Here is a 25,416-nt window from a genome sequence, read left to right as displayed (position 1 = left end):
CCGCGGGTGATGATCTCCGGCATGTTCTCGCGCCGGAATCGCCGGACCACCCGGCCCACGTCACCCGCTCTCGTCACCGCCTGGGAAGCTCTGGACGCCGGGGACGTGCCCGGTGCCCTGCGACAGGTCCGGGCCGCCGGGGAGGACCAGCCGCTCGCCGAGGTGGCCCTGGTGGTGGGGCGGGCGGCCGGCTCCGCCGGTTTCACCGACCTCGCCGACGCCTCGGCCGCCCTGGCCGCGGCGCCCGAGGACGCGCGGGCGCTGTACGACTTCGGGTACGCGTGCATCGAGCGCGGCGTGCCGGCTCTGGCGATCCCCGCGCTGAGGGAGGCGCTGCGCCGCAGCGGCGGGGCGCTGCCCGTGCTCCGGGAGCTGGTGTCGGCGTACGAGGGCGAGGGCCGGCACCAGGAGGCGGTGACCGAACTCCTCCGGCACGAGGACCGCTTGGCGGACTGGCCGGACCGCTACCTGCTGGTGTACAACGCCGTCCTCGCGGGCGACCTGGGCCTGGCCCGGCGCCGGCACGCGCTGCTGTCCGACCCGGAGGACGCGCGGTGGCAGTCCGCCCGGGACCGGCAGAACCGGGTCCTCGCCCGGGCCGCCGACGCCGAGCGGGCGGGCCGGCTCGGCCCGGCCGACGTGCGGGGCTGGCAGTACGTGCTGGGCGGCACGGTCCTCGGCACGCTGTCGCCGTACGGCTTCGACGAGGGCATGAACGGCCGCTACGCCTGGCTGCAGGACACCCCGGACCAGTGCCTGCGTGGTCTGCTGCGGCTGCGGACGCTGCTGGACCGCGCGGGGGTCCGGCCCCGGTCGGTGTCGCTGCTGCCCGACCGGGACTCGCGGATCCTCGGGCTCGCCGCGGCCGAGGTACTGGGCCTGCCGGCCGAGCCGTTCACCCCCGGCCGGCCGGACACGGTGGTCGTGGCGTACGACCTGGACGGGCTCGCGGCGCACGAGGGCGGGCCGGAGCTGATCGGGGAGCTGTTCGAGCGGGCCCCGGGGCAGGTTCTGCACGCGCACGCGTCCTGCTGGACGGATCCGCCCGCCGTCACCCCGGACAGCGCCGCCCTGCTGCACCAGTCGGTGGTGGCGCCGTGGGGCGCGCAGCTGCGTCAGGCCGCCGACGGCGGGGTGGAACAGGGGCCTGCGGACGACCGTCCGGAGGCGGAGGTCGCCGCCGGCATCACCGGCGCGGACCCGTCCGACGACGCCGGGGACGGCGCGGGCCCGGCGGACGGCGACGCGGAGTTCGCCGCGTTCGCCACGGCCGTGGCGGGGACATGGCTGCGCGGCGACCGGGCGCGTGTCCGGTCCGCCGGGCCCGTGCCGAGTTCCCGGTTCGCCTGAGCGGGGCGGCGGTCAGCCGCCGTTGAGCCGCGAGCGCAGCAACTGCTTGCCCATTTCGGCGCCCTTGCGGCTGTCGGACTGGGCCTTGCGGAACAGCTCCGCGACCTCGTTGTCCTTGTCGCGTTCGGCGTCCTGGATGTACTGCTCCAGACGCAGGGCGTTGCTCAGGCACGCCTCGACGTACCAGATGAGGTTGTAGTCCTTGTCGCGGGTGCCGGTGACGTCGCCGGTCTCACTGGTGCTGGTCATCCGGGTCTCCTCCTGTTGTCGACCCTGTGGTCGATTCCGCTTCCGGACCCCCCGGGTACCCGTGCGACCTGCGCACACACCGGCCGATCCGGACGGCCCTTCAGCCGAGGGCGCGGTCCAGGTTGAACGCGGCGCTGATCAGGGACAGGTGGGTGAACGCCTGCGGGAAGTTGCCCTGTTGCTCGCCGGTGCGGCCGATCTCCTCGGCGTACAGGCCGAGGTGGTTGGCATAGGTGAGCATCTTCTCGAAGGCCAGCCGGGCCTCGTCGAGCCGGCCGGCCCGCACGAGCGCCTCGACGTACCAGAACGAGCAGATGGAGAAGGTGCCCTCGTCGCCGCGGAGGCCGTCGGGGCTGGCCTGCGGGTCGTAGCGGTAGACGAGGGAGTCGGAGACGAGTTCCTCGGTGAGCGCGTCCAGGGTGGACAGCCACTTGGGGTCGGTGGGGGCGATGAACTTGGCGAGCGGCATCATCAGCAAGGAGGCGTCCAGGACGTCGCCGCCCTCGTACTGCACGAAGGCGCCCCGGCGCTCCGACCAGCCGCGGTCCATGATCCGCCGGTAGATGGTGTCGCGGGCCTGGCGCCAGCGCCGGTGGTCGGCCGGGAGGCCCCGGTGGGTGGCGAGGCGGATGGCGCGCTCGATCGCGACCCAGCACATCAGCCGCGAGTAGAGGAAGTCCTTCCGCCCGCCGCGGGTCTCCCAGACGCCCTCGTCGGGCTGGTCCCAGTGGTCGCAGACCCAGTCGACCAGGTGGCACACGTCGTCCCACTGACCGCTGGAGATGGGCTGGGCCCACTTGTCGTAGAGGTAGATGGAGTCGATCAGGGCGCCGTAGATGTCGAGCTGGAGCTGGCCGGCGGCGGCGTTGCCGACCCGGACCGGGGCCGAACCCTGGTGGCCCTCCAGGTGCGGCAGCTCACGTTCGGGCAGGTCGGCGCGGCCGTCGATGCCGTACATGATCTGCAGCGGGCCGGACCCGTCGCCGCAGCCGGGGCTGATGTGCGTGGTCAGGAACCGCATGAACGCCTCGGCCTCACCGCTGAAGCCGAGCCGGAGCAGCGCGTAGACGGCGAAGGCGGCATCCCGCACCCAGACGTACCGGTAGTCCCAGTTGCGCTCGCCGCCGAGCTGCTCGGGCAGGCTGGTGGTGGGGGCGGCGATGATGGCGCCGGTGGGGGCGTAGGTGAGGAGCTTGAGGGTGAGCGCGGAGCGGTGCACCATCTCGCGCCAGCGGCCCCGGTAGCGGGACTGGTGCAGCCAGCGCCGCCAGTAGGCGACCGTGGCGTTGAACTCGTGCTCCGCCTCGGCGTGGGCGCAGCCGCGCGGGGCCACCGCGCCGTCGACCTGGTCGAGGGCGAACACCGCGGACTCGCCCTCGCTCAGCTTGAAGTCGGCGCGGGCGTCGCGGGCGTCGCACTCCAGGACGACGGTCGAGGTGAGCGCCAGCGACTGGGCGGGCGACTCGAACAGGAGCAGGCCGTCCAGGGTGCGCACGGTGTGCGGGACGGCGCCGTAGTCGAAGCGGGGGGCGACCAGCACCCGGAAGGGGACGGTGCCGCGGACGCACACCACGCGCCGGATCAGCCGGTGCCGGCCGGCCTCGCCGGGGGCCTCCCCGGAAACCGGCATGAAGTCCTGCACCTCGCCGACGCCGTCCTCGGTGAAGAACCGGGTGATCAGCACGTTGGTGTCGGGGAAGTAGAACTGCTTGGTACGGGCGGGTACGGCGGCGGCCAGTTCGAAGCAGCCGCCGCGCTCTGCGTCCAGGATGGCCGCGAAGACGCTGGGGGCGTCGAAGGCCGGGCAGCAATACCAGTCGATCGTGCCGTTGCTGCCGACGAGGGCCACCGTGCGCAGGTCGCCGATGAGTCCGTGCTCGGCGATGGGCAGGTAGCGGGAGCTGCGCGGGGCGTCCTCGGGATACGGCGTCTCGGCCATCGGCGGCCTCCCGGTGAGGGGTGCGGTCCCGTGTGCGGGCTTTTTCCCGCTTTCGGATGTTCTCCAGCTTAGGAGGGAGTGGTTCCGTGTGGCGTGGGAAGGGGCTCCTCACCCTTTCCGCCGGGGCGCTTCGGGATGCAAGCTGCGCCGGGGAGGGGAATGGTGAGAGTGTGCTCCGTTCGGAGGCACCGGCACGGATGCGGTCATCCGGACCGAGGAGGAGGCATCATGTCGACATCCACACCCGAAGAGTCCCGTTCGTCGGACGACGTCTGCACCCCGGACGCCCTGCTCCACTCCGCGCCCCCCAGGGGCGTCACCCCTGAGGACCTGGTGATGGCGGCGGGCAGGGACGTCACACCGAAGACCCTCGACTGGGCGCGTCGCAAGCTGGAGTCGGAGGGCACGGCGGCCATCGAGAAGCTGCTGCCCTAGGGCGGTCCGGGGAATTCCGGGACACGAACGGGGAACCGGCCGGGCGTATCCACGCCCGGCCGGTGGTGTGTGCGCGACCGGTCTACTCCGGCAGCTCCGTCTCGTCGGGCACCACGTGCATCGCCGCTTCCTCCGCCCCGGCCGCTCCCCCGTCGATGCCCACGTCCCGGGCGACCTGTTCCTTGGTGGTGTCGGTGTGGGCGCCCTCGTCCGGGGCCACCAGCCGGCCGGCGCGGGACTCGCCGGCCTCGGGGTCGACCGGCTCGCCCTCGCCGCCGGGGAGGTCGCCGACGCCGTCGCCGGGCGGTGCGGTCACGTCCGGGACCTCCTGGTTCAGCCGTTCGTCCAGGGTCTCCCCGGCCTGCTGCTCGGCGGCGGTGGTGCCGTACCGGGTGACGCCCAGGGGGCGTTCGGGCGGGGAGTAGCCCTCGTCGAGGATGTCGTCGTAGGTGCGTTCGCCGACCGCGTCCTGCAGGTCCAGGGGCCCGGCGTCCTCCTGTTCCTCGTTGGTGCCGGTGGGCTGGTAGGCGTCGTCCGCCATGGGGGTCTGCTCGGACTGCTGGTCGCTCATGGTCGCCTCCTCCGGGGTTCTCCGACGGTCCTGGTCCGCGTTTCCCGTGGCCGGATCATTAACCCCGTCGGTGCCCGGACGGATCAGTCCGCGGACCGCTCGGCCGGGGAGGCCGTCCACCGCTCCTCGATGCGACCCGCAGGGCGACGGCCCAGGTGGCGAAGAACGGGCCGACGAGCAGCCCGAGGAGCTCCACCGTGCCGATGAGCAGGGCGACCGCCACGGACAGGCCGGCTGACCGTCGGACTCGCCCGCGCCACCACCAAGGAGATCGCCCGCGCGGCCGGCTGACGGTGAGCAGGGACATGCCGGCCGCGAACAGCACGGGCAGCGTCGAAGCCGACGGACAGCGGCCGCTGCCCCTCGCCCATCAGCTTGCGGGTGGTGTTGTCGATCGCCGCGATGTGGTCGGCGTCGAAGGCGTGCGCATGCCCAGCGTGTACGCGGTGACCCCGATGCCGACGCCGGAGGACTCGCTGCCGAGGCCGAGGTGCCGGGGCCCCACGAACCCGACGAGCGTGCCCCAGCCGATGGCGTGCAGGGCGAGCACGAAGCCGGCCGTCCCGCCGACCCTGATCCACTCCTGCCGCGTCAGGGAGCCGCGGACGCGGTGCCGGGCCGTGGGCGGTGCCTCGGTCCGAGCGGGGAGGGACGGAGCGGAATCAGGGGCGGCCGTCAGGGGGGCGTTTCCTTCGGTGGTGCGGTGCGGCTGCGCTTCCCAGCCTTGTGCCATCGTCCCCTATCTGCAAGCCATGTGCAGTAAAGGGTGCGGCAGGCCTTTCCCATGATCACGGCGGCCCTTTCCCATGAGCAGGGAAAGCCGGGTCAAGCTGTGGCGTGCGGGCCGTCCGGGCGGCCGGCGCGCTGCCGGACCGTCTCGCGGCTGAGTTCCTCGGTCTCCGGCTCCGCCAGCCGCTCGAAGCCGTCCCCGGTGATGACGGAGACGACGGGGAAGATACGGCGGTTCAGGTCGGGGCCGCCGGTGGCCGAGTCGTCGTCCGCCGCGTCGTACAGCGCCTGGAGCGCGGCGAGGGCCGCCTCCCGGCGGGTCAGGTCCGGCCGGTACAGCTTCTTCAGCGCGCCCCGGGCGTACGGGGAGCCGCTGCCCTCGGCGTGGAAGTGCTGCTTCTCGTACAGCCCGCCGGCCGCGTCGAAGCTGAAGATCCGGCCGCGTCCGCCGCCGGGTGCGGTGAGGTCGTACCCGACGAGCAACGGGACGACGACGAGACCCTGCATGGCCTGGGCGAGGTTCTGCCGGATCATGGCCGCCAGGCGGGTCGCCTTGGCGCCGAGGGTCATCGGGACGCCCTCTATCTTCTCGAAGTGGGTCAGTTCGACCTGGTAGAGCCGCACCATGTCGAGGGCGAGGCCGACGGTGCCGGCGAAGGCGACGGCCGTGTGGTCGTCGGCGGGGTGCACCTTCTCCAGGTCGCGCTGGGCGATGAGGTTGCCCATGGTGGCCCGGCGGTCCCCGGCGATCAGCACGCCGTCGCGGTAGGTCAGGGCGAGCACGGTGGTGCCGTGCGGGAACCGGTCGGGCGCGATCCGGGCGCCGGCCCGAAGCGGGGGTGCGGTGGGCAGCAGCCGGGGGCGGTGCGCGGCGAGGAACTCGGTGAAGGACGACGACCCCGGTGTGAAGAAGGCCGCGCCCGGCAGGCCCGCGCTGTCGTTCCCCTGCATGACTCCCCCTCTGTGTCACCGGCAGTATCCGTCTCCTACCTGACCCGGGGGCGCGGGAAACTCCCCGGTGCTCACAGGGCTTTGCGGCGCACGAGCACCCCGAGCACCAGCAGGCCGGGGAGCAGCGGCAGCCACACGGTCAGCAGCCGGTAGCCGAGCACCGCGGACGCGGCGGCGGCGCCGGGGGTGCCGGCGGCGGTGAAGGCGAGGGCCAGCGCGGCGTCCAGCGAGCCGAAGCCGCCCGGTGTGGGCAGCAGGGCGGCGGCACTGCTGGCCGCGAGGTACAGCAGGGCGACCTGGAGCGGGGCGAGGGGCAGGCCGACGGCCCGGGTGACGGCGACGAGGACCAGGGCGTGCAGCAGGGCGAAGGCCACGGAACCGCCCCACAGGGCCGCCGCGCGGACCGGGCACGCGTGCAGCGCGCGGATGTCGGCCAGGACGGCGGCGAGCGCCCGCCGGCAGCGCGGCCACAGCGGGCTGGCGAGCAGGACCGCCACGAGGACGGTGACGCCCAGGGCGGCGGCGACCGCCGTCGGGGAGATGCGCGGGAGGCGCAGCAGGCCCGGGCAGGCCGGGGCGAGCAGCGCGATCAGCGTCAGGCGGGCGGTGGCTCCGGCGGTGGCCTTGACTGCGAGCGCGCCGGCCGAGCGCCCGGCCGGCAGCCCGCAGCGCATCAGGAACCGCAGGTTCACCGCGCCCGCGCCCAGCCCCGCGGGCAGCAGGTGGTTGGCGGCGGAGGCGGCGAACTGGGCCGCGACCAGCCGGGGTCCGGGCAGCCGGGGGACGACGGCGCCCTGCTGGGCGAGCGCGGAGGCCGCCCAGGTGCCCATGGCCGCCGCCGCGCCGACCAGCAGCCAGCCCTGGTCGGCGACCGCCAGCCGCCCGGCCCCGCTCTCGACGGCGGGCCAGTGCCGGCGGGCCAGGTACACCGCGCCGAGCAGGACGGCGAGGCAGACGCCGGCCTGCCAGCGGGCGTACCGGCGGCCGAGGGAGGTGGAGAGTTCGGCGGGCGCCGTCACGAGCCGGCGCCCGGTACGGCGTAGTAGATCCGGACCGTGCCGGCGGGGACGGACGGCCAGTCGCGGGCGTAGCCGGGCGGCGCGGAGCCGGGCGGCACCAGCACCGCGACCGGCGTCCGCCGGGCGGCCCCGACGATGCCGTCCTCGGTGGTGTTGGCGTTGGGTCCGGCCGTGGCGACCGAGCCGCAGCCGGCGGCGAACGCGATCGGCAGGGCCTCGTGGCCGGCGACCAGGCAGGGCGGCCGCACACCGTTGCGGTGCAGCTCGTCCGCGGTGCGCGCCCACTCCCGGTGGGCGGCCGTGGTGTTGCCCACGGTGTGCAGGAGCACGGCGAGCTGCACCGCGAGGTGTGCGGCGAGCCCGGCGCAGACCAGCACCGCGGCGACCGGCCGGACGGCCCGGGGCGAGGCCGGGGGCAGGGCCGAGCGCCAGGGCAGGTGCGGGGCCAGGAGCGGAGCGGTGCGCGGGGTGGAGCGCCGGGGCTGGCGGGGAGCCCGGGGCTGGGCCGTCATCAGGTGCAGGAGGGCGTCCGCGACCGGGAGGGCGAGCAGGGCGTAGGCGGGGAGGAGGAAGCGGGGGGCCGCGTAGCCGATCAGGAAGAGGTAGGGGAAGGCGGCGGTCGCCGCGCAGGCGAGCGGGAGTGCCGTGGCCGTCGTGCGCCGGGTGCGGACGGCGACGGCCAGGCCGAGCGCGGCGAGCAGGGGCAGGGTGAACCACCAGAGGGTCAGCAGCGGGTGCGGCAGGGCGCCGGTGCAGGGCCGGCACAGGGTGCGTCCGCCCAGGCTGCGCAGCTGGTCCACGACGGCGAAGTGCCAGCCGAGGCCGCCCTGGATCGCCGAGCCGTCGGACAGCCGCTGCGCCAGGCCGCCGTAGCTGACGTACGCCTCGATCACCCACTCGGCGGCGCCGGCGGCGAGCCCGGTGAGCAGGGCCGGCAGGGCGCGCCGGCGGTGGCGCGCCAGGCCGAGGACCAGCAGGGGCAGGGTCGCCCAGACCGCGTCCACCGGCCGCATCCACGCCATGAGTGCCGCGCTGCCCGCCAGACCCCACAGGGCGCCGGGCTGGGTACGGGCGCGCAGGAAGCAGCCGGCGGCGGCCAGGGCACCGACGGCGACCCAGTAGTTGGGCATGGCCTGCGGGCCGTAGAACAGCGTCACCCACAGGGAGGCGAACAGGGCGCCGCCGAGGGCGAGGACGCGGGCGGGGAACAGGCCGCGCCAGGCGTGCAGGGCGAGGTACAGGGCGAGCCCGGAGAGCAGGGCGAGGTAGACCCGCAGCAGGGGGGTGGACGACGACCAGGCCGCGACGGGTGCGACCAGCAGGGAGATGCCCCGCGCGCGGGGCGCGCTGAAGAAGGACGCGGGGGCGTGTCCGCTGACCTGGCTGACGTACACCGTCTCGTCCCAGCCGAGGCCCATGCCCGGCCGGACCAGGAGCAGTTGGGCCAGGGCGAAGGCCGCGGCGACGGCCGCCGGCGGCCAGGCGGCGCGGGGCGGGCCGGCGGAGGCGCGCCGCGCCCGCTCGCGGCTCGCCGTGTCGACTGTCGCGTGCGCACTGCCGGCCATGACCACCCCTCTGTCCCCTACAGGTCGTAGGGCCCGCTGTCACCCTACGGCCTGTAGGGCCGAGGGAGGGAGCCGGGGAACACGGCCCAACCTAACCCGGACCACCCGGCGGTGCCCGACCGACGGGGCCATCCGGCCGACGGCCCTACGCGCTGTAAGGTTGGGGCATGGCTGGCACAGGGTCCCGCGGCAGGTCGGAGCGGCGCAGCGCCGGGGCGCTGGAGAGCGAGGTGCTGGCCGCACTGTGGGCCACCGAGCGGCCGCTGACGCCGGCGGAGATCCAGCACGACATCGGGGGCGGACTCGCCTACAACACGGTCCACACCATCCTCAAACGCCTGTACGACAAGGGGCTGGTGCTGCGGGACGCCGACGGGCGGCGCGGCGCGTACCGTCCGGCCAAGAACGCGGCCGAGCTGACCGCGGAGGCGATGCACGAGGCGCTGGACCGGGGGCCGGACCCGATCGCCGCGCTCCAGCAGTTCGTGACCGGGCTGAGCGCCGAGGAGGAGCGGGCGCTGCGCGAGCTCCTCGCCGGAGGCGGCCCCTGAGGCCGGGCCCGCCCCATGCCTGCGGTCCGCCGCCCGGCCGTCCCCGCCCTCGGCGCGCTTCCGGCACTGCTCGCCGCCGACGCGACCGGCGACCTGCTCGGACGGGACGCGCCGGCTCCCCGCCTAGGCGCACGAAGACCCCGAAGTGGTGCCGACCGCCGCCCCGGCCGTCCCCGCCCACGACGCGCTTCCGGCACTGCTCGCCGCCGACGCGACCGGCGACCTGCCCGGACCGCTGTCCGCCATGCTCACTGGACGGCGGCGCTCAGCCGCCGTTCGGGGCGCGGTGCGGCGGCTGTTCGGGGGCGGGACGGCGGACCACCGGCGGTACGGTCCGCACGGCCGGCTCGTCGGTGCCGACCGTGAGCGGCTCGCCGTGGTGGCTGAGCCGGAGCGGCGGGCCGTCCAGGAGTGCGTACGTCACCTTGTCCGGGCCGATCTCCACGCGCAGCCGGCGCCCGCGGAACTGGACGTGGAAGGCGAGCCGGCGCAGCCGCTCGGGCAGGCGGGGCGCGAACCGCAGCCGCTCGCCGTCGCGGCGCATCCCGCCGAAGCCCGCGACCAGCGCCATCCAGGTACCGGCGAGCGAGGCGATGTGGAGTCCGTCCCGGGTGTTGTGCTCCAGGTCCTGGAGGTCCATCAGGGCGGCCTCGGAGGTGTAGGCGTGGGCGAGGTCCAGGTGGCCCGTCCGGGCGGCCATGACGGCCTGGCAGCAGGCGGACAGGGAGGAGTCACGGACCGTCAGCGGCTCGTAGTAGGCGAAGTTCCGGGCGATCTGCTCCTCGTCGTACTGCTGCTCGAACCAGTCGCCGCAGGTGTACATGGCCAGCACCAGGTCGGCCTGTTTGACCACCTGTTTGCGGTAGAGGTCGAAGTAGGGGAAGTGCAGCAGCAGCGGGTACTGGTCGGGGCGGGTGCCGTCGAAGTCCCAGCGCTGGTAGCGGGTGAAGCCGGCGTGCTGTTCGTGGACGCCCAGCTCCTCGTTGTAGGGGACGTGCATGGCGTCGGCGGCGTCCCGCCAGGCCGCGCTCTCCTCCTCGTCCACGCCGAGCCGCCGGGCCTCGCGCGGATGGCGTTCCACGGCGTCGGCCGCGGCCAGCAGGTTCTGCCGGGCCATCAGGTTGGTGTACGTGTTGTCGTCGGCGACCGCGCTGTACTCGTCGGGGCCGGTGACGCCGTCGAGGTGGAAGACGCCGTGCGAGTCGTGGTGGCCCAGCGACCGCCACAGCCGGGCGGTCTCCACCAGCAGCTCCACGCCGGTCTCCCGTTCGAAGGCGGTGTCGCCGGTGGCCTCGACGTACCGGACGACGGCGTCGGCTATGCCGGCGTTCACGTGGAACGCGGCGGTGCCGGCCGGCCAGTACGCGGACCCCTCGGGGCCGGCGATGGTCCGCCAGGGGAACGCGGCCCCGGCGAGCCCCAGCTGGGCCGCGCGTTCCCGGGCCTCGTCCAGGGTGCTGTACCGCCAGCGCAGCGCCTCGGCGACGGCCTGGGGCGCGGTGTGGGTGAGCACGGGCAGCACGAACATCTCGGTGTCCCAGAAGGCGTGCCCGTCGTAGCCCGAGCCGGTCAGTCCCTTCGCCGGGATGGCGCGCTGCTCGGCGCGGGCGCCGGCCTGCAGGACGTGGAACAGCGCGAACCGGACGGCCTGCTGGATCTCCCCGTCGCCCTCCACCTCGACGTCGGCGCGGGCCCAGAAGTCGTCCAGGCAGGCCCGCTGGTCCTCCAGCAGGCCCTGCCAGCCGTCGTGGCCGGCGGCGGCGAGCGCGGCGTCGACCTGGTCGGCCATCGCGGGCAGCGACCGGGTGCCGGACCAGCCGTGCGCGACCAGTTTCTCCACGCGCAGCGTCTGTCCGGGCTCCAGGACGGAGGTGACGGTCAGCCGGGCGACGTCGATGCCGCTCTCGCTGCGGGTGGTGGTGCGTTCGGGGCCGGTGACGGTGTGGTCGGCGGCCACGGCGACCCGCAGGCCGCTGCGCTTGGTGCGGTGGACCAGCCGCAGCCGGGTGCCGGAGGCGAAGTGGTCCTCCTGCTCCAGCGGGGACTTCAGCGCCCGCGCCGCGCGCGGGTCGCCGTCGGGCTCGGGCAGGCTCTCGTTGGCGACCAGCTCCGACTGGATCACCACCCGGCTGCGGCTGCCGACGGCCTCCACCTCGTAGGCGACGGCGGCCACCGCCCGCTGGGTCAGCGACACCAGCCGGGTGGAGCGCACCCGGACCGTCGAGCCGGCCGGCGAGGTCCACTCGCAGGTCCGCTCCAGCACTCCGCGGCGCAGGTCCAGGACGCGTTCGTGGGCGACGAGCCGGCCGTAGCGCAGGTCGAACGGCTCGTCGTCCACGAGCAGGCGCACGATCTTGCCGTTGGTGACGTCGATGACGGTCTGTCCGGACTCCGGGTAGCCGTAGCCGGCCTCCGCGTACGGCAGCGGGTGCAGCTCGTGGACGCCGTTGAGGTAGCTGCCGGGCAGGCCGTGCGGTTCACCCTCGTCGAGGTTGCCGCGCCAGCCGACGTGCCCGTTGGACAGGGCGAACACCGACTCGCTCTGGGCGAGGACATCGAGGTCGAGGGCGGTCTCGCGGACGGTCCACGGCTCGACGGCGTACGAGCGGTCGGTGATCACTGCTTGCCTCCCAGTTCGGCGAGGTCCTTCACGACGATGTCGGCGCCGTGCGCGTACAGCGCGTCGGTCTGGCCGACCCGGTCCACGCCGACGACGTACCCGAAGCCGCCCGCGCGGCCCGCGTCCATGCCGGCCAGCGCGTCCTCGAAGACGGCCGCGCGGGACGCCTCGACGCCCAGGTCACGGGCGGCGGCGAGGAAGGTGTCGGGGTGCGGCTTGCCCGGCAGGCTGCGCTCGGCGGCCACCACGCCGTCGATGCGTACGTCGAAGAAGTGCTCGGCGCCGACGGAGCGCAGCACGTCCCGGCAGTTGGCGCTGGAGGAGACGATCGCGGTGCGCAGCCCCGCGGCACGGACCGCCTCCAGGTACCGCAGGGTGCCCTCGTACGCCTCCACTCCCCCGGTGCGGATCTTCTCCAGCAGCAGCTCGTTCTTGCGGTTGCCGAGGCCGTGGACGGTCCGGGCGTCCGGCGGGTCGCCGGGGTCGCCCTCGGGCAGCCGGATGCCGCGCGAGGCCAGGAAGGAGCGGACGCCGTCGGCGCGGGGGCGGCCGTCGACGTACTCGTCGTAGTCGGCCGAGGCGTCGAACGGCCGTCCCTGCTCGCCCTCGTAGTCGTGCAGGAACGCGTCGAACGTCTCCTTCCAGGCCGCCGCGTGCACGACGGCCGTCCTGGTGACGACCCCGTCGAGGTCGAAGAGACAGGCCTGGATGGTGTCGGGCAGACCGAGCTGAGTCATACCCAGGACTGTTCCCCGTCCGGAGCACTCCAGTGGGTGGCGCACGCCACATGCCGCGCGGACGGGTGGTGACAGACTCTGCTGTGTGCCGCTGACCTTCGACGACCTCCTCCTGCGCGCCCGCGCCCTGCCCCGCGGCGGCCGGCGCGCCCTGCTCGGCATCGCGGGCAGCCCCGGCGCGGGCAAGACGACACTGGCCGAGCGCCTGGTGGCCGCCCTGAACGGCGACGGTCCGCCCTGGGTGGCGCAGGTGCCCATGGACGGCTTCCATCTCGCCGACGCCGAACTGGACCGGCTCGGCCGCCGCCACCGCAAGGGCGCGCCGGACACCTTCGACGCGGGCGGGTACGCGGCGCTGCTGCGGCGGCTGCGCGAGGAGACCGGCGAGGTGGTGTACGCGCCGGGGTTCGAGCGGGTGCTGGAGCAGCCGATCGCCGGCGCGATCCCGGTGCCGCCCGAGGCCCGGCTGGTGGTGACCGAAGGCAACTACCTGCTCCTGCGGGAGGGTTCGTGGGCGCGGGTGCGGCCGTGCCTGGACGAGGTGTGGTTCTGCGAGGTCGACGAGGAGGAGCGGATCCGCCGGCTGGTCGCCCGGCACGAGGAGTTCGGCAAGGAGCACGCGGCGGCCGTGTCCTGGGTGCTGGGCACCGACCAGCGCAACGCCGACCTGGTCGCTACGACACGGGAGCGCGCGGACCTGGTCGTGCCGGCCGGCGTGCTGCGCTGACGCGCAGGGGTGCGGGGACCGGCGTTCGGTACCTTCCCGCTCCAGCGTTTCTCCCGTGACCGCACAACTCCGCACAGCGGCACGTCCGTTCCCGGGAACTGTTTCCGAGAGGCACCGGCATGCCGTCAACCGCCGCGCACCGCGCTCCCGTTGTGAACCGGCGCGGCTTCCTCACCACCTCGCCGGCCGCGTCGGCGGGGGTGCTCGCCGTGCCGGCCGTCGCCGCCTGGCTGCCTGCGGCCGACGCGAAGGCCGCGACCGCGCCGGCCTCGTTCGTCGACGACTACCGGACCAACACCCGGGGCCTCACGCCCGAGACGAACGCGGTGGTCCGTGCCCTCGGCGGCTTCGGCCGGCTGTGGAAGACCGGCCCGGCGTGGCACACCGGCATGCCGCTGCGCCCCGACATCCTCCGCGCCGACCTGCGCTACTGCGCGCGGATCACCGCCGAACGCACCGACGCCCAGGCCGAGGAGGCGTTCGTCTACGACCGCCAGCACCAGAGCTACGCCGCGATCGCCGGCCTCGGCCCGCTCGCCGAGGTGTACCGGACGGGCGCCAAGGCGGTCACGTCGATCACGAGCGCACCCGACGGCACCCCGCCGACCACGGTCAGCGACGCGGTGCCCGCGGACGCCCCCGCGGGCTCGGCCCTCGGCGCGGGGGCACACGACTCGCCGCTGGGGAAGGTCGCCGAGCTGGTCGACACCGTGCGCGGCCCGTACGCCTCCGGCAACCCGGCCGAGTACGCCTACCAGTACCCGCAGCCGTGGCGGCTGACCGAGGACAGCGAGGTCGTGGACACCGGCCGGACGGACGCGTTCGGCTTCCCGGTGTACGCGTCCGACGTGGTCGTGGCCCCGCAGCTGCTGCGCCAGCGCGGCGCCTCCCCCGCCGACGACGGCGGCTTCCCCAGCGGCCACACCAACGCCTTCCACCTGGCCGCGCCGGCGTACGCGTACGCCGTGCCGGAGCGGTTCCAGGAGCTGGTGACGCGCGCGTCCGAGCTGAGCCACACCCGGATCGTCGCCGGCATGCACCACCCGGTGGACGTCGTCGGGGGCCGGATCATGGCCACCGCGCTCGCCGCGGCCGCGCTCGCCGATCCGGCCGACGCCGAGCTGAAGGCCGCCGCCCGCGCCCAGGCGCTCGCCCACCTCACCGCGCGGACCGGCACCACCGCCGACACGCTCTACGCCTACGCCCACCCGGCCGACGACCCGTACGCCGACCGGGACGCCCATCGGCGCGCGGTGCGGCACCGGCTGACGTACGTCCTTCCCCGGCGGGGCGGCGACCTGCCGCTGACCGTGCCGAAGGGCGCGGAGGTGCTGCTGGAGACCCGGCTGCCGTACCTGACCGCGGAGCAGCGCCGGGCTGTTCGCCGCGGCGGACGGCTACGGCGCCTTCGACGCGGGCGTCACCGTCACCATGGACGCGGCGGCCGGCGGTTTCTCGGCGGCCGACAGCTGGCGCAACGACATCGGCGGGCGCTGCGGGCTGACCAAGCGGGGCACGGGAACGCTGACGCTGACCGGCCGCAACCGCTACACCGGCGGCACCGTGCTGGCCGAGGGCACGCTGGCGGCGGGCTCCGAGGACGCGCTGGGCCACGGGGACGTGCGGGTGACGGGCGGCACGCTGCGGGTGGCCGGGCGGCTGCGGGTGCGGGGCGTCTACGCGCAGGAGGCGGGCACCCTGGAGGTCACCGTGCGGGCCGGCGGCAGGGCACCGCTGACGGCCGGGCACCGGGCCGTGCTCGGCGGCCCGGCGGTGCTGGCGCTGCGGCTGGACACCGAGCGGCCTCCGGCGGCGGGCAGCACCCTGCCGGTCCTGGGCGCGTCCCGGCTGGCCGGGCGGTTCGACCGGATCGAGGTGAACTCCGGCGCGCTGCGCGCCGTACCCGTGTACACGGCAGAAGGTCTGTCGGTACGACTCGTGCGGCGGTGACGTCCGCGGCGGCGGGAGCGGTGCGACAGTAGGGGCCATGATCCGGCCCCCGAGCGCTCCCGTCGCCGCACGGCTGGTGCCGCCGCGGGGCGGATGATGGCGCGCGCACAACACCCGGTCCTCACACCCGAGGCCCCCACGGGGCCGGTACGGCAGGCGCCGGCCGGCCGGTACGCCCGGCTGCGCCGGCACCGGCGGTGGCTGCCGCCGCTCCTGGTCGCCCTGCTGCTCGCGCAGCTGGCCGCGGCGATGGTCACCACGGCGGTCCAGCAGACCCCGACGATCGACGAGCCGGTCTACGTCGCCACGGCCACCGACTACCTGCGCGAGCACCGGCTGCGCTACAACCCCGAGCATCCGCCGCTCGGGAAGCTGCTGATCGCGACCGGGGTGGCGGTGGCGGACCCGCACTACGACCCGTCGTACACCGGCAACCAGGGCGAGGTGGGACGGCACCTGCTGTACGCCTCGGGCAACGACCCCGGGCGGCTGATGCTGTGGGCGCGGCTGCCGGTGATCGCGCTGACCCTGCTGTGCGGGCTGGTCGTGTTCGCGTTCGCCCGGGACCTGATGGGCACGGCGGGCGGTCTGGCCGCGCTCGCCCTGTACGCGTTCTCCCCCGACGTGATCACCCATGGCTCCCTGGCCACGCTGGACATGCCGGCCGTCGCCTTCCTCCTTACGGCGTGCTGGCTGGCCTGGCGGGCCCGCCGCCGCCCCGCCCGGTACCTGCCCCTCACGGGCGCGGCGCTGGGCGCGGCCGCCGCCACCAAGATGAGCGCCCTGCCGGCGGTGCCGGTGGTGATGGCGCTGGCGGCGCTGTCCGCCCTGGCGGCCCACCGGTCCGACGCGGTCTCATGGCGGCCGCTTCCCCGGCTCGGGGCGCGGCGGCCGGCGGTGTCGGCGCTGGTGGGCGCCGGCGTCGTCGCGGTCGTGGCCGTCGCCGTCGTGTGGGCCGCGTATGCGGCCGTCGACCCGCGGCTGCGGTTCGTGCCCGCCGAGCCGGTGCCGGGGGTGCACGGGCTGCGGGGGCGGCTGGTGGAGCTGCTGCCGGTGCCGCCGGCGTACCGGGCCGGGATGCGGGTGCAGTTCGGGCTGGAGGACTATCCCTGGCAGGGCTATCTGTTCGGGCACCTGTACACCGGTTCGCTCTGGTACTACCTGCCGGCCGCGCTGCTGGTGAAGACCCCGCTCGGGCTGCTGGCGCTGGGCGCGGCCGGTGCCGTGGCGGTCGTGGCGCGGCGCCGGCTGCGGCCCGCGGCGCCGTACCTGCTGGCGGCGCCGGCGGTCCTGCTGGCGGCGGCGATGACGGGGTCGCGGGACTTCGGCACCCGGTACGCGCTGTTCGTGCCGGTGTTCCTGGCGGTGGCGGCGGCCGGGGTGCCGGCGCTGCGGTGGCGGTGGGCGGGGCTGCTGACCGGCGCGCTGGTGCTGTGGGTGGCGGTGAGTTCGGTGCGGACGTTCCCGTACTACCTGCCGTACGCGAACGAGGCGTTCGGCGGGCCGGCGCACACGCACCGGCTGCTGCACGACTCGAACGTGGACTGGGGTCAGGATCTGGGCCGGCTCGCCGACCGGCTCCGGGAGCGGTACCCCGGCGAGCGGGTGTGGCTGGTGTACAAGGGCAGCGGAGTGCCGTCGTACTACGGCATTCACGCCGCCGATCCGCGGACCGTGCCGCCCGATCGGGTGCACGGGCTGCTGGTGGTGTCGGACTCCGCCGTCGCCAAGGCGCGCGGGCGGCTGGCCGAGCTGATCGCGGGCAGCCGGCCGGTCGGCGAAGTGGGCCATTCCATCAGCCTGTACCGCCGGTGAGCCCGCTGCTCCAACCCCCTGGTCACGGTGGTCGGTGAGCTATGTTGAGTGCTCGTGGCAGACAAAGCAGGCCGACCGGTGCCCTCGCCGCAGCAGGCACGCGCTCAGGCATCAGCGATCACGTCGGGAAAGACGGTGCCCGAGGCCGAGGCCGCGCCGACCTCGCGGCTCAGGGAGCTCTTCGACGGCCCGCGTCTGTCGCCGGGGCAGCGGCGCATCGCCCAGTACCTGATCGAGCACATCACCGAGGCCGCGTTCCTGTCGATCACCGAGCTGGCCGACCGGGTCGGGGTCAGCCAGCCCTCCGTCACCCGGTTCGCCGCCGCCGTCGGCTTCAGCGGCTACCCCGCGCTGCGCGAGAGGCTCCAGGCGATCGCGCTCAGCAGCCTGGCCGGCGGGCCCGCCGAGGAGAACCGGGCCAACGAGCTGCAGGCGGCCGTCGACGCCGAGATCGAGAACCTGGAGAACCTGCGGCGCGACTTCGCCGACCCCGACCGGGTCATCCAGGTCGGCCGCGAGCTGTCCCGCTCCACTCCCCTGACCGTGCTGGGCCTGCGCATCTCGGTGTCGCTCGCCGAGTACTTCGGCTACGCCGCCCGCCGTATCCACCCGGACGTGCGGCTGGTGACCCGTGGCGGCAGCGTGGCCTACGACGCGCTGCTGCAGTCCCGCGAGGCGGGCGGCAGCTGGGTGCTGGCCTTCGCGATGCCCCGGCACTCCCAGGAGACGCTCCAGGCCGTCCGGGTGGCGCGCGGGGCGGGTCTGAGGGTCGCCCTGGTGACCGACCTGGCGCTGGGGCCGCTGGTCGACGAGGCCGACGTCACCTTCGCCACCGGCACCGGTTCGCGGCTGGTGTTCGACTCCTATGCCGCGCCCGGTGTGCTGGCCGCGGCGCTGCTGCAGGCCATGACCGACGCCGATCCGGAGCGCACCCAGGCCCGGCTGGAGAAGTACGAACAGCTCTCCGAGCAGCACCAGTTCTTCCTCCGGGACTGACCGGTCCTCCTCCGGGACCGGCCGGGCCGGTCCTTTCCTTCCGCCCGCGCCGGGCAAGCCGTGAAGATCTTGCGGTCCTCCACCCCCCTGGACGGGGATGATTCACCGCATATGGCGCATGAATGTTTTCATACGTCTTGCAAACCAGTCGGTATATATAAATACTGCTCGGCGCACCCCCCGCTACACCGCCCCGAGAAAGCCGACGGACCGCCCATGCGCACGCACCACCACACGCAGCGCCGGTTCCCCGTGCCCGGGGCTCCCGCACGGACACGCCCTGACGCCGTCCCCTACCCACGACGGCGCACGGGGTGTGCCGGGGCGCGTCGTCTGCGCGACGCGCCCGTGGCGGCCCCGGCCATCCCCTAGGCCGGGGCCGCCCCGAACCCGTCGATCACCCTCACGACGCCGCACACCGGAAGCGATGATCATGCCCCTGACCAGCACGCGCATCAGCCCCGACTGGCCCTGTCAGGTCAAGACGCCGGGCTCGTACGACTGGGAACGCTCGGCGGCCAAGTGGCTGCGCGAACTGATCCCCGCGCGCTACGCCAGCTATCCGGCGCTCATCCGGCACCCGGTCCTGCTCGCCCGGCACGCGCAGATCCAGGTGCAGCAGGAGATCCGGGTCGCGCGGACCGCCCTGCAGACCGCTCGGGCCGAGCTGCCGGTGCTCGGACTGCCCGAGTCGGTGATCGAACATACGATCAAGTTGTACGCGGCGGAGGTACTCCAGCTGCAGCACATCGCGCGCAGTGTCCGGGCGGTCAGCGAGGCCCTGGCCGGTCGCGGCACGAGCCGCTGATCCCCGCCCGACCTGCGCTTTTCCCTCCGCGGACAGCTTGCCTGAAGGTCGTACGAATACCGACCCGGCAGACGAGTGATCGAACGGCCCCAGGTGTGCAATGCTCGTCGCGTGACGAGCGAGCCTCTGCCTCCGGTGGACCGCGACACCAGCGCCGATCTGGCGGCGCTGGCCAAAGTCGTCGCCCGGCAGCGCGCGGAGATGGAACGGCTGCGGGACCTGGCCGCCACCTCAGCCGTCCTGGAGCGGGCCAAGGGTGTGCTGATGGCCCTCACCGGCTGTACGCCGGACGCGGCCCACGAGGAGCTGGCCCAGCGCGCCAAGGACGGCAACCGCACCCTCCTCGAACAGTGCTGGCTCACCCTCGGCGCCCTGCCGCCCATGGAGCGGCCCGCCGCCACCCCGACGGCACCGCCCGCCGGCGTCGGCTCCTTCCGGGTCGCGCCCGTCGGCACCACGGACTTCGCGGACGTGCTCGGGCACATCGCCCGCGACCTGGTCCGGGTCGGCTCGCCGCACGAACTGGCCGGCTGCCTGCTGGACCACCTGGCGCAGGAGCTGGACGGCGACGCGGTGATGCTGTACGAGCGGCTGCCCGAGGGCGGCCTGGGTCTGATGGGATACGCCGGCGTCGACCCCACCCTCGCCGCCCAGTGGCGTCAGCTGCCCCCGGTGACGAGCGTGGCCGCTGTGGACGCCCTGTGGTCCGGGGAGCCCCGCTGGCTGGAGGACCTCGCCGTCGACCGCACCCGGTACCTGCTCATCGGTGATACCTCGGAGCGGTGGCTCACCCGGGCCTGGCTGCCCGTGCCGGCCGGGGAGACGGCCCACGCCGTCCTCGGGGTGCTGCGCCGGCGGAGCGGGCCGTTCGCGCCGCGCGAGCGGGAGCTGCTGCGGGCCGTGGCCCGGCTGTGCGCGGGCCGGCTGCGGGCCTTCGACAGCCCGCAGAACGGCACACCCGGGGACTTCTCTGCCACCGTGCAGGCCGTGTTCGACGCGCTGCCGGGCGCGGCGATCCTGCTGACCCCGCTGCGCGCCCCCTCCGGCGAGGTGGAGGACTACCGCATCGACGCCGCCACCCCGGAGGCGGTCGACGTGTTCGGCCGGACCGGCCGGGACATGGTCGGCAGGCACGTCCTGGAGAGCTACCCGTCGGTCGCGGGCGAGCCGCTGTGGCAGGGCTATCTGCAGGCCCTGGAGACCGGAGTGCCCTTCGAGGGCGAGCCCTTCGCCTACCAGGACGTGGTCGGCGAGGTACCCGTGACCGCCACCTACACCGTGCGGGCGGCTCCGCTGGGCGAGGGCCTGGTGGTGACCTGGCTGCGGCACGACCCGGTGGACCGGCAGGAGCAGCGCCTCGCCGACGTGCAGCGGCTCGGCAACCTGGGCTGGGCGAACTGGAACCTGATCACCCAGGAGGTCTCCTGGGCCGCGCAGACGTACGCCGTGCTGGGCCTGATCCCCGGCCAGGAGCCGGTCCGGCTGGAGCAGCTGCCCGACCTGGCGCTGCCGGAGGACACCGGGCCGCTGGCCCACGCCATCGCCGAACTCGTCTCCCGGGGACGTCCGTTCAACGTGCCGTTCCGCATCGACACGCCCGCGGGCGTCCGGCATCTGCGGATGGTGGCGGAGGCCGTCACGGCGCCCGACGGCACCCCGGTCGAGGTGCACGGCTTCGTCCAGGACCTCACCGCGCAGCGCAGCGCGGAACTGGCGCTGGTGGAGAGCGAACGCGCGATGCTCCTCCAGCGCGGCATCCTGCAGGCCGAACGGGCCCTGGCGGCCCGGCTGCAGCACGCCCTGCTGCCGCTGCCCAGCAAGCCGGTGCGGCTGGCCGGGCTGCGCGTCGAGGTCGCCTACCTGCCCGCGCAGGCCGGCATCCACGTCGGCGGCGACTGGTTCAGCGCCATCGAACTTCCCGACTGCGACGCGCTGTTCGTGGTCGGCGACGTGGCGGGCCACGGCATCGACGCCGTGGCCACCATGGCCCAGCTCAGGTTCACCGCGAAGGGCATGGTCAGCACCGGGTCCTCGCTCACCGGGGCACTGGAGCGGCTGAACCAGCTCCTGCTGCACTCGCGGGACGGCCAGATCACCGCCACCATGGTGCTGGCCCGCTACGACCCCGACCAGCACGTCCTGGCCTGGGCGCAGGCCGGGCACCCGCCGCCGCTGCTGGTGCGCCGGGGCGAGGTGAGCTTCCTGGACCGGCCCGGCGGCATGCTGCTCGGCGCGATGTCCGCCCCCGAGTACGATGCGCGGGAACTGCGACTGGAACCCGGGGACCGGTTGCTGCTCTACACCGACGGCCTGGTCGAACGCCCCGGCGAGGGCCTCGACGCGGGATTCGCCCGGCTGGCCGAGGCGGTGCGCACCCACGGCTGCGGCGAGTCCGACTCCCTGGACGCACTGCTCGCCTCGATGCTCGCCGAGGAGCGGCGGGACGACGTGTGCGTGCTGGACATACGGATGCCTGAGGAGGAGCCGGACGCGGACGGCTAGCGGCGCCGTCCGGGAGCGGGGCGCGCTCAGTCCACGGGGTGGCCGGCGTCGATGCCGATGGCGTCGGAGAGCCGCAGCAGCGGTCCGCCCCGCCCCTCGCCCCACTGGACCGGGTCGAGCACGAAACCGACGTGGTCGCCGCCGTCGGTGCGGTGCAGGATGGTGCCGACGAACCAGGCCGCCGCGTCCGTCAGGACGGCGGTGCCGCCGTGCCCCTCCCGCCATTCCAGCCGGGTGAACTTGTCGGTCTCGTCGCCCGTCTCCCCGCCGAAGAGTTCCGCCAGCTCCCGCTGGTCCCGGGTGAGCAGATGGACGGCGAGGAACTGGGCGGCCCGGGCGACCCGGTAGGTGCGGTTGGCCTTGGACAGCCACACGGCGAACCGGGGCGGGTCGATGGAGCACTGCGAGGCGAAGCCGACCAGACAGCCGGCCCGCTCGCCGCTCGCCGCCACGGTGACCACGCACATGTCCGGGTCCAGCCGGTCGAAGAAGCCGCTCGGATCCGCCGCCTCGCCCCGCGTGCCGCTCTCGTCCGCCATGCCGTCCGCTCCCGTCCGCCGCCACTGGATTACGAGTGCTCGTGCCTCGTGCGCTCATGCATCGTCTCCGAAGCCGGTGCGGGACTCCAGCGCGCGGCGCGTGTCGTCGCCGTAGACGCCCGTCTCGTCACCGCTGATGCCGTACCAGAGCTGGAAGCGGGCCACGGCCTCGGTGAGCGTCGCGTCGTAGGTGCCGCTCGCGGAGCCGTCACGGTAGACGTCCGGGATGCGCAGCAGGCGTTGCTGGAGGTCGGTGACCTCGGGGCCGGTGTCGCCCTGGCGGAGGGTGCCGGGGCCGTCGGGGTCGGTCGCGGCGGTGGGGGCGGCCGATGTGCCGGGGGTCGGCGGGGGCGATGCGGTGGCGGGCGGTGCGGTCGTGGCCGGTGGGGGCGGGTCGGCGGTGGCGGCGGCCTGCTGGCGGCCGGGGAGCAGCAGGGCGCAGGCGAAGCCGACCAGTGCCGCGGCCGCCACGGCCACGGCCACGGCGGCTCGCCGCAGTCCGGGGCCGGGGGTCTCCTTGACCGGGGTGGCTGCGGGACGGGGCGTGGGGACGGGCGGGAGTTCCTGGGTGTCGGCCTCGGCGGGGTGGGCCGTCCGCGCCCGGGGGCCGGGGGCAGTGCCGAGGGGCTCGTCGGTCACCAGGTCGGGCCGGAACTCCCGCATCAGCTCCGCCAGGGCGTCGAATCGGCGGGGTCGCAGGACCCGGATGGGCTCCAGCACCCGTCCGGGGGGTGGCTGTTCGGGGTCGGGCGGTGTCGGCACCTGGCTCTCCTTCCGTCCCGCGGATACGGGGGCTTTCAGACCCCCTCGCGCTGAGATACGGCGCCCGCCGCGGCCCCGTTCAGGCGTCTGCCGCGCGCAGGCCGGCCGGGCGGCGGCGGTCACCTGGGGTCGCCGTGACCGTGGCCGCTCGCGGGTGCGCCGCCCGTAGGCCAGGCCGTACAGCCGCAGCCGGCTCAGGCAGAGGACGGCCAGGCCGGGGATCTGGCTCGTCCAGGCGGGCAGCCGGCGCATGCGCACGCACAGGGCGGCCATTCCCGCGAGCGCCAGCGCGGCGGCCGAGCTCGGTGCCATCCGTCCGGGCGCTCCGGTCCCCGCCATCACGGTGTCGTCCCGGAACAGAAGCCGGTCGATGCCCAGGCCGGCAAGGGGCGCACCGACCGGGACTGCGGGGCCGCAGGCCGGACGGCCGGGCCGGGGCCGGCCGGCAGTCCCGCGTCAGATGCGGAGCGTCCCGGGGAACGCGCCGTGGCCCACGCCCGGTGCGGTGACGGCGAGCCAGCCGTGGCCGCGTACGACGGTGTCCGGGCCGACCTCGCCGGGGTCGACCGAGAGGTATGCGCAGGCGGACCGGGCGCCCGTGGTGCCCGCGTTGGGCGGGGCCTCGTCGTACGCGGGGTCGAAGCCCGGCTCGTCGACCGCGAGGGTCTCCCAGGGCAGCGGGTCGCCCTCCCATTCGGGGTCGCTCTCGGCGGCGTACTGACGGATCACCCGGCCGTTCTCGGCGACGATCCACACGTCGGAGCCGCCGGCGTCGTCCAGGAAGAAGAACTGGGCCTGGCCGCAGTGGTCGCTGACCCGCTCGACCGTCTCGATCATGCCGTCCCAGGGGTCGCCGACGAGCAGGTCGAACGGACCGAAGACCAGGCGCCAGCCGTCCAGCTCCGGAGTGACGAAGGCACGCCCCACGGTGCGGTCGGCGCCGTCCGGTCCGGGCGCCCGGATCTCCCGGCTCTCGGCCGCGTCGACGCCGGCGGCGACCGTGACGGGCCGCCGGTCGTGCAGGTCCAGAGCCTCGAAGACGCCTTCGTACGACGCCCCGGGCACGGCCATCCACCAACCGCTCAGGGTCGACGACGGGAGCATGGGGGTCTCGTGCGGGATCTTCACCCGGATCAGCCGCTCGATCGCCGCGCGGTCGCGGTCGTCGAGCGCGTCGGGGCCGCCGCCCGCGAGCAGCGCCGCCATCGCGGCCCGCCGGGTCCGCGGGGACGCGGCCGGGTCGCGGCGCAGGGAACGCAGCCTCGGCCGGAAGGACTCGTGCAACAGGCGGGCGTAGTCGGAAGCCGGGTAAGGGACGAGGCGGCCGCGGGCGTGGCAATCCACCAGGGCCCGCAGTCCGGCCTCGGAGTCGGTCCCCAGCCGGACGAGGTTCTGGAAACCGTTGGTCGACCTGCCGTAGTCCGGGTCGGCCGCCAGGGCCGCGTACCGGTCGGCGCAGCGCTCGTCGAACGCCCCGAGGAGCCGGCCCGCCTGCCAGTCCGTCACCTCCTTCCGGCCCCACGCCGCCATTACGGCGTCGAAGGCCGGCGGCCCGATGTGCGTCAACACCCGCATGACCGGCTGGAGGTCGGCGGTTCGCTGCACCCCGGCCAGACCCCGCAGCAGCGTCGGCACCACACTGCCGGCCTGCTCCGCCAGCCGCTCGACCGCAGCCTCCACGCGCGCGGCGTCGCCGCTCTTCAGGTCCTCGAGAAGGGATTCGATCTTCATGCGGCTGCACAGTACCTGCGACCACTGACAGCTCTGGGTGGGCGGCGCGTGCTGCGCCGACGTACCGATGGCGGCTCGTTACCCGCCTCGGTTCTCTGTGAGGAAATCGCTGATCAGCTTGAGCCAGTCCTGCGGGCGTTCGAGGAACGGCAGGTGTCCGGTGGCGAGTTCGGCGATCTCGGCGGTGGGGATCGCGGCGGCGAGCTGTCGTTGCAGGGACGGGGAGATGAGCGGGTCGGCGGTGGTGACGACGACGAGTGCGGGAACCGCGATGCCGGCGAGGTCACCGCGGACGTCGGCCCTTCGGACCAGGTCGACCTGGTCACCGGTGCCGGAGGGGAGCGATGAGGCCAGCTGCTCGGCGAAGGCGTGGACCTGAGCGGGAGTGAGGGCGTTCAGGGCCGGTTCGCTCAGCGTCATCAGGTTCAGGTACCCGGCGAGAAGGGTGTGCTGACCGCTTTCGAACAGCTGCTGCCAGAGGGAGGCGACGAGGGCGGTACGCGTGTCGGCGTGGGCGAACGTCGCGCTCAGCACCAGTGATTCGACCCGTTCGGGGTGACGCGCGGCGAGACGGATCGCGACGGGTCCGCCCAGCGAATACCCGCTGACCGCGAAGGTGTCGAGCCCCTCGGCGTCGGCCGCCGCGACCAGCTCATCGGCCAACTGGTCCAGATCGAGGGGACTGTCGGCCTTCGGGGTGGCGCCGGTGCCGGGGTAGTCGACGCCCACGACGGTGTGCCGTGCGGCGAGTTCCTCCAGGATCGGCCCGTAGTTGGCCTCGATGCCGCCGCCTGCGCCGTGCGCGAGGAGGAGACCGGGGCCCGAGCCGCGAACGGTGCGAGCGAAGGCGGGGGGTGTGGGCGCAGCCAT

At 74.6% G+C, this 25,416-nt stretch carries 20 protein-coding genes and 2 pseudogenes; 9 read left to right on the top strand and 13 right to left on the bottom strand.

Features of this window, described 5'->3' with window-relative positions:
* Positions 1-21: 21 nt before the first annotated feature.
* Entirely contained in the window at positions 22-1,350 is a 1,329-nt protein-coding gene (locus tag ACIP4Y_RS21400; protein ID WP_401395687.1) for a hypothetical protein, read from the top strand.
* A gap of 12 nt (positions 1,351-1,362) precedes the next feature.
* Here the strand turns inward: ACIP4Y_RS21400 and ACIP4Y_RS21395 are convergent, their stop codons facing one another.
* The gene (locus tag ACIP4Y_RS21395; RefSeq protein ID WP_208036005.1) at positions 1,363-1,599 is read right to left on the bottom strand and encodes a hypothetical protein; all 237 of its coding nucleotides are present in this window, start codon (positions 1,597-1,599) and stop codon (positions 1,363-1,365) included.
* 100 nt (positions 1,600-1,699) lie between these two features.
* On the bottom strand, positions 1,700-3,538 hold the full coding sequence (locus tag ACIP4Y_RS21390) for a glycoside hydrolase family 15 protein (RefSeq protein WP_401395684.1): 1,839 nt from the start codon (positions 3,536-3,538) through the stop codon (positions 1,700-1,702).
* Positions 3,539-3,766: 228 nt separating this feature from the next.
* Here ACIP4Y_RS21390 and ACIP4Y_RS21385 point away from each other — a divergent pair, with 228 nt between their 5' ends.
* Positions 3,767-3,973 carry a hypothetical protein gene (locus ACIP4Y_RS21385; protein ID WP_401395681.1) on the top strand — a complete coding sequence of 69 codons (207 nt, stop codon included), beginning with the start codon at positions 3,767-3,769 and terminating at the stop codon, positions 3,971-3,973.
* An 82-nt stretch (positions 3,974-4,055) separates the two neighbouring features.
* On the opposite strand, the gene ACIP4Y_RS21380 is transcribed toward ACIP4Y_RS21385, so the two are convergent.
* From ACIP4Y_RS21380 to ACIP4Y_RS21360, 5 genes and pseudogenes are all read right to left on the bottom strand, one after another.
* Positions 4,056-4,544 (bottom strand): DUF5709 domain-containing protein, encoded by a 489-nt coding sequence (locus ACIP4Y_RS21380; protein WP_401395678.1) that lies wholly within the window; start codon positions 4,542-4,544, stop codon positions 4,056-4,058.
* 335 nt (positions 4,545-4,879) lie between these two features.
* Positions 4,880-5,223: pseudogene (locus ACIP4Y_RS21375) on the bottom strand (HoxN/HupN/NixA family nickel/cobalt transporter); the annotation flags it as partial.
* Positions 5,224-5,369: 146 nt separating this feature from the next.
* Positions 5,370-6,224 (bottom strand): proteasome subunit beta, encoded by an 855-nt coding sequence (gene prcB, locus ACIP4Y_RS21370; RefSeq protein WP_401395675.1) that lies wholly within the window; start codon positions 6,222-6,224, stop codon positions 5,370-5,372.
* A 71-nt stretch (positions 6,225-6,295) separates the two neighbouring features.
* Positions 6,296-7,243 carry a lysylphosphatidylglycerol synthase domain-containing protein gene (locus ACIP4Y_RS21365; protein WP_401395672.1) on the bottom strand — a complete coding sequence of 316 codons (948 nt, stop codon included), beginning with the start codon at positions 7,241-7,243 and terminating at the stop codon, positions 6,296-6,298.
* Positions 7,240-8,808: a hypothetical protein gene (locus tag ACIP4Y_RS21360; protein ID WP_401395669.1), complete on the bottom strand. Its 1,569-nt coding sequence runs from the start codon at positions 8,806-8,808 to the stop codon at positions 7,240-7,242. The genes ACIP4Y_RS21365 and ACIP4Y_RS21360 overlap by 4 nt, the downstream gene beginning before the upstream one ends.
* Positions 8,809-8,975: 167 nt before the next feature.
* Here ACIP4Y_RS21360 and ACIP4Y_RS21355 point away from each other — a divergent pair, with 167 nt between their 5' ends.
* Positions 8,976-9,359 (top strand): BlaI/MecI/CopY family transcriptional regulator, encoded by a 384-nt coding sequence (locus ACIP4Y_RS21355; RefSeq protein ID WP_401395666.1) that lies wholly within the window; start codon positions 8,976-8,978, stop codon positions 9,357-9,359.
* Positions 9,360-9,624: 265 nt separating this feature from the next.
* On the opposite strand, the gene ACIP4Y_RS21350 is transcribed toward ACIP4Y_RS21355, so the two are convergent.
* Both ACIP4Y_RS21350 and ACIP4Y_RS21345 read right to left on the bottom strand, forming a co-directional pair.
* Complete coding sequence (locus ACIP4Y_RS21350) at positions 9,625-11,979, bottom strand: glycoside hydrolase family 65 protein (protein ID WP_401395663.1); 2,355 nt, start codon at positions 11,977-11,979, stop codon at positions 9,625-9,627.
* Positions 11,976-12,716: a beta-phosphoglucomutase family hydrolase gene (locus ACIP4Y_RS21345; RefSeq protein ID WP_358643719.1), complete on the bottom strand. Its 741-nt coding sequence runs from the start codon at positions 12,714-12,716 to the stop codon at positions 11,976-11,978. The genes ACIP4Y_RS21350 and ACIP4Y_RS21345 overlap by 4 nt, the downstream gene beginning before the upstream one ends.
* A gap of 85 nt (positions 12,717-12,801) precedes the next feature.
* On the opposite strand from ACIP4Y_RS21345, the gene ACIP4Y_RS21340 reads away from it, so the two are divergent.
* The 6 genes and pseudogenes from ACIP4Y_RS21340 to ACIP4Y_RS21315 all read left to right on the top strand — a co-directional run bounded on the left by ACIP4Y_RS21340 (position 12,802) and on the right by ACIP4Y_RS21315 (position 21,514).
* A complete protein-coding gene (locus ACIP4Y_RS21340; RefSeq protein WP_401395660.1) occupies positions 12,802-13,443 on the top strand; it encodes a nucleoside/nucleotide kinase family protein in 642 nt (213 codons plus the stop codon).
* Between the two features lie 119 nt (positions 13,444-13,562).
* Positions 13,563-15,393 (top strand): annotated as a pseudogene (locus ACIP4Y_RS21335) (phosphatase PAP2 family protein).
* A 93-nt stretch (positions 15,394-15,486) separates the two neighbouring features.
* Positions 15,487-17,208, top strand: coding sequence for an ArnT family glycosyltransferase (locus ACIP4Y_RS21330; protein WP_401395657.1), 1,722 nt, complete (start codon positions 15,487-15,489; stop codon positions 17,206-17,208).
* 78 nt (positions 17,209-17,286) lie between these two features.
* Positions 17,287-18,204 (top strand): MurR/RpiR family transcriptional regulator, encoded by a 918-nt coding sequence (locus ACIP4Y_RS21325; protein WP_401396143.1) that lies wholly within the window; start codon positions 17,287-17,289, stop codon positions 18,202-18,204.
* Positions 18,205-18,631: 427 nt separating this feature from the next.
* Positions 18,632-19,012, top strand: coding sequence for a hypothetical protein (locus ACIP4Y_RS21320; RefSeq protein ID WP_401395654.1), 381 nt, complete (start codon positions 18,632-18,634; stop codon positions 19,010-19,012).
* Positions 19,013-19,147: 135 nt separating this feature from the next.
* On the top strand, positions 19,148-21,514 hold the full coding sequence (locus tag ACIP4Y_RS21315) for a SpoIIE family protein phosphatase (RefSeq protein WP_401396140.1): 2,367 nt from the start codon (positions 19,148-19,150) through the stop codon (positions 21,512-21,514).
* Between the two features lie 26 nt (positions 21,515-21,540).
* On the opposite strand, the gene ACIP4Y_RS21310 is transcribed toward ACIP4Y_RS21315, so the two are convergent.
* The 4 genes from ACIP4Y_RS21310 to ACIP4Y_RS21295 form a co-directional block, all read right to left on the bottom strand.
* Positions 21,541-22,053, bottom strand: a complete 513-nt coding sequence (locus tag ACIP4Y_RS21310) for a flavin reductase family protein (RefSeq protein ID WP_401395651.1) — start codon at positions 22,051-22,053, stop codon at positions 21,541-21,543.
* Between the two features lie 54 nt (positions 22,054-22,107).
* Positions 22,108-22,815: a peptidoglycan-binding protein gene (locus tag ACIP4Y_RS21305; protein ID WP_401396137.1), complete on the bottom strand. Its 708-nt coding sequence runs from the start codon at positions 22,813-22,815 to the stop codon at positions 22,108-22,110.
* A gap of 456 nt (positions 22,816-23,271) precedes the next feature.
* Positions 23,272-24,546, bottom strand: a complete 1,275-nt coding sequence (locus tag ACIP4Y_RS21300) for a hypothetical protein (protein ID WP_401395649.1) — start codon at positions 24,544-24,546, stop codon at positions 23,272-23,274.
* Positions 24,547-24,624: 78 nt separating this feature from the next.
* Entirely contained in the window at positions 24,625-25,416 is a 792-nt protein-coding gene (locus ACIP4Y_RS21295) for an alpha/beta fold hydrolase (RefSeq protein ID WP_401395646.1), read from the bottom strand.

The sequence above is a fragment of the Streptomyces sp. NPDC088810 genome, from assembly GCF_044750305.1.
Classification (GTDB): Bacteria; Actinomycetota; Actinomycetes; order Streptomycetales; family Streptomycetaceae; genus Streptomyces.
This window is presented reverse-complemented; position numbering and strand designations above follow the sequence as displayed.

Coding starts and splice junctions, on each gene's coding strand:
- ACIP4Y_RS21385 (WP_401395681.1), top strand. CDS start 3,767: ATGTCGACATCCACACCCGAAGAGTCCCGTTCGTCGGACGACGTCTGC.
- ACIP4Y_RS21355 (WP_401395666.1), top strand. CDS start 8,976: ATGGCTGGCACAGGGTCCCGCGGCAGGTCGGAGCGGCGCAGCGCCGGG.
- ACIP4Y_RS21330 (WP_401395657.1), top strand. CDS start 15,487: ATGATGGCGCGCGCACAACACCCGGTCCTCACACCCGAGGCCCCCACG.
- ACIP4Y_RS21390 (WP_401395684.1), bottom strand. CDS start 3,538: ATGGCCGAGACGCCGTATCCCGAGGACGCCCCGCGCAGCTCCCGCTAC.
- ACIP4Y_RS21320 (WP_401395654.1), top strand. CDS start 18,632: ATGATCATGCCCCTGACCAGCACGCGCATCAGCCCCGACTGGCCCTGT.
- ACIP4Y_RS21400 (WP_401395687.1), top strand. CDS start 22: ATGTTCTCGCGCCGGAATCGCCGGACCACCCGGCCCACGTCACCCGCT.
- ACIP4Y_RS21310 (WP_401395651.1), bottom strand. CDS start 22,053: ATGGCGGACGAGAGCGGCACGCGGGGCGAGGCGGCGGATCCGAGCGGC.
- ACIP4Y_RS21395 (WP_208036005.1), bottom strand. CDS start 1,599: ATGACCAGCACCAGTGAGACCGGCGACGTCACCGGCACCCGCGACAAG.
- ACIP4Y_RS21380 (WP_401395678.1), bottom strand. CDS start 4,544: ATGAGCGACCAGCAGTCCGAGCAGACCCCCATGGCGGACGACGCCTAC.
- ACIP4Y_RS21345 (WP_358643719.1), bottom strand. CDS start 12,716: ATGACTCAGCTCGGTCTGCCCGACACCATCCAGGCCTGTCTCTTCGAC.
- prcB (WP_401395675.1), bottom strand. CDS start 6,224: ATGCAGGGGAACGACAGCGCGGGCCTGCCGGGCGCGGCCTTCTTCACA.
- ACIP4Y_RS21295 (WP_401395646.1), bottom strand. CDS start 25,416: ATGGCTGCGCCCACACCCCCCGCCTTCGCTCGCACCGTTCGCGGCTCG.
- ACIP4Y_RS21300 (WP_401395649.1), bottom strand. CDS start 24,546: ATGAAGATCGAATCCCTTCTCGAGGACCTGAAGAGCGGCGACGCCGCG.
- ACIP4Y_RS21360 (WP_401395669.1), bottom strand. CDS start 8,808: ATGGCCGGCAGTGCGCACGCGACAGTCGACACGGCGAGCCGCGAGCGG.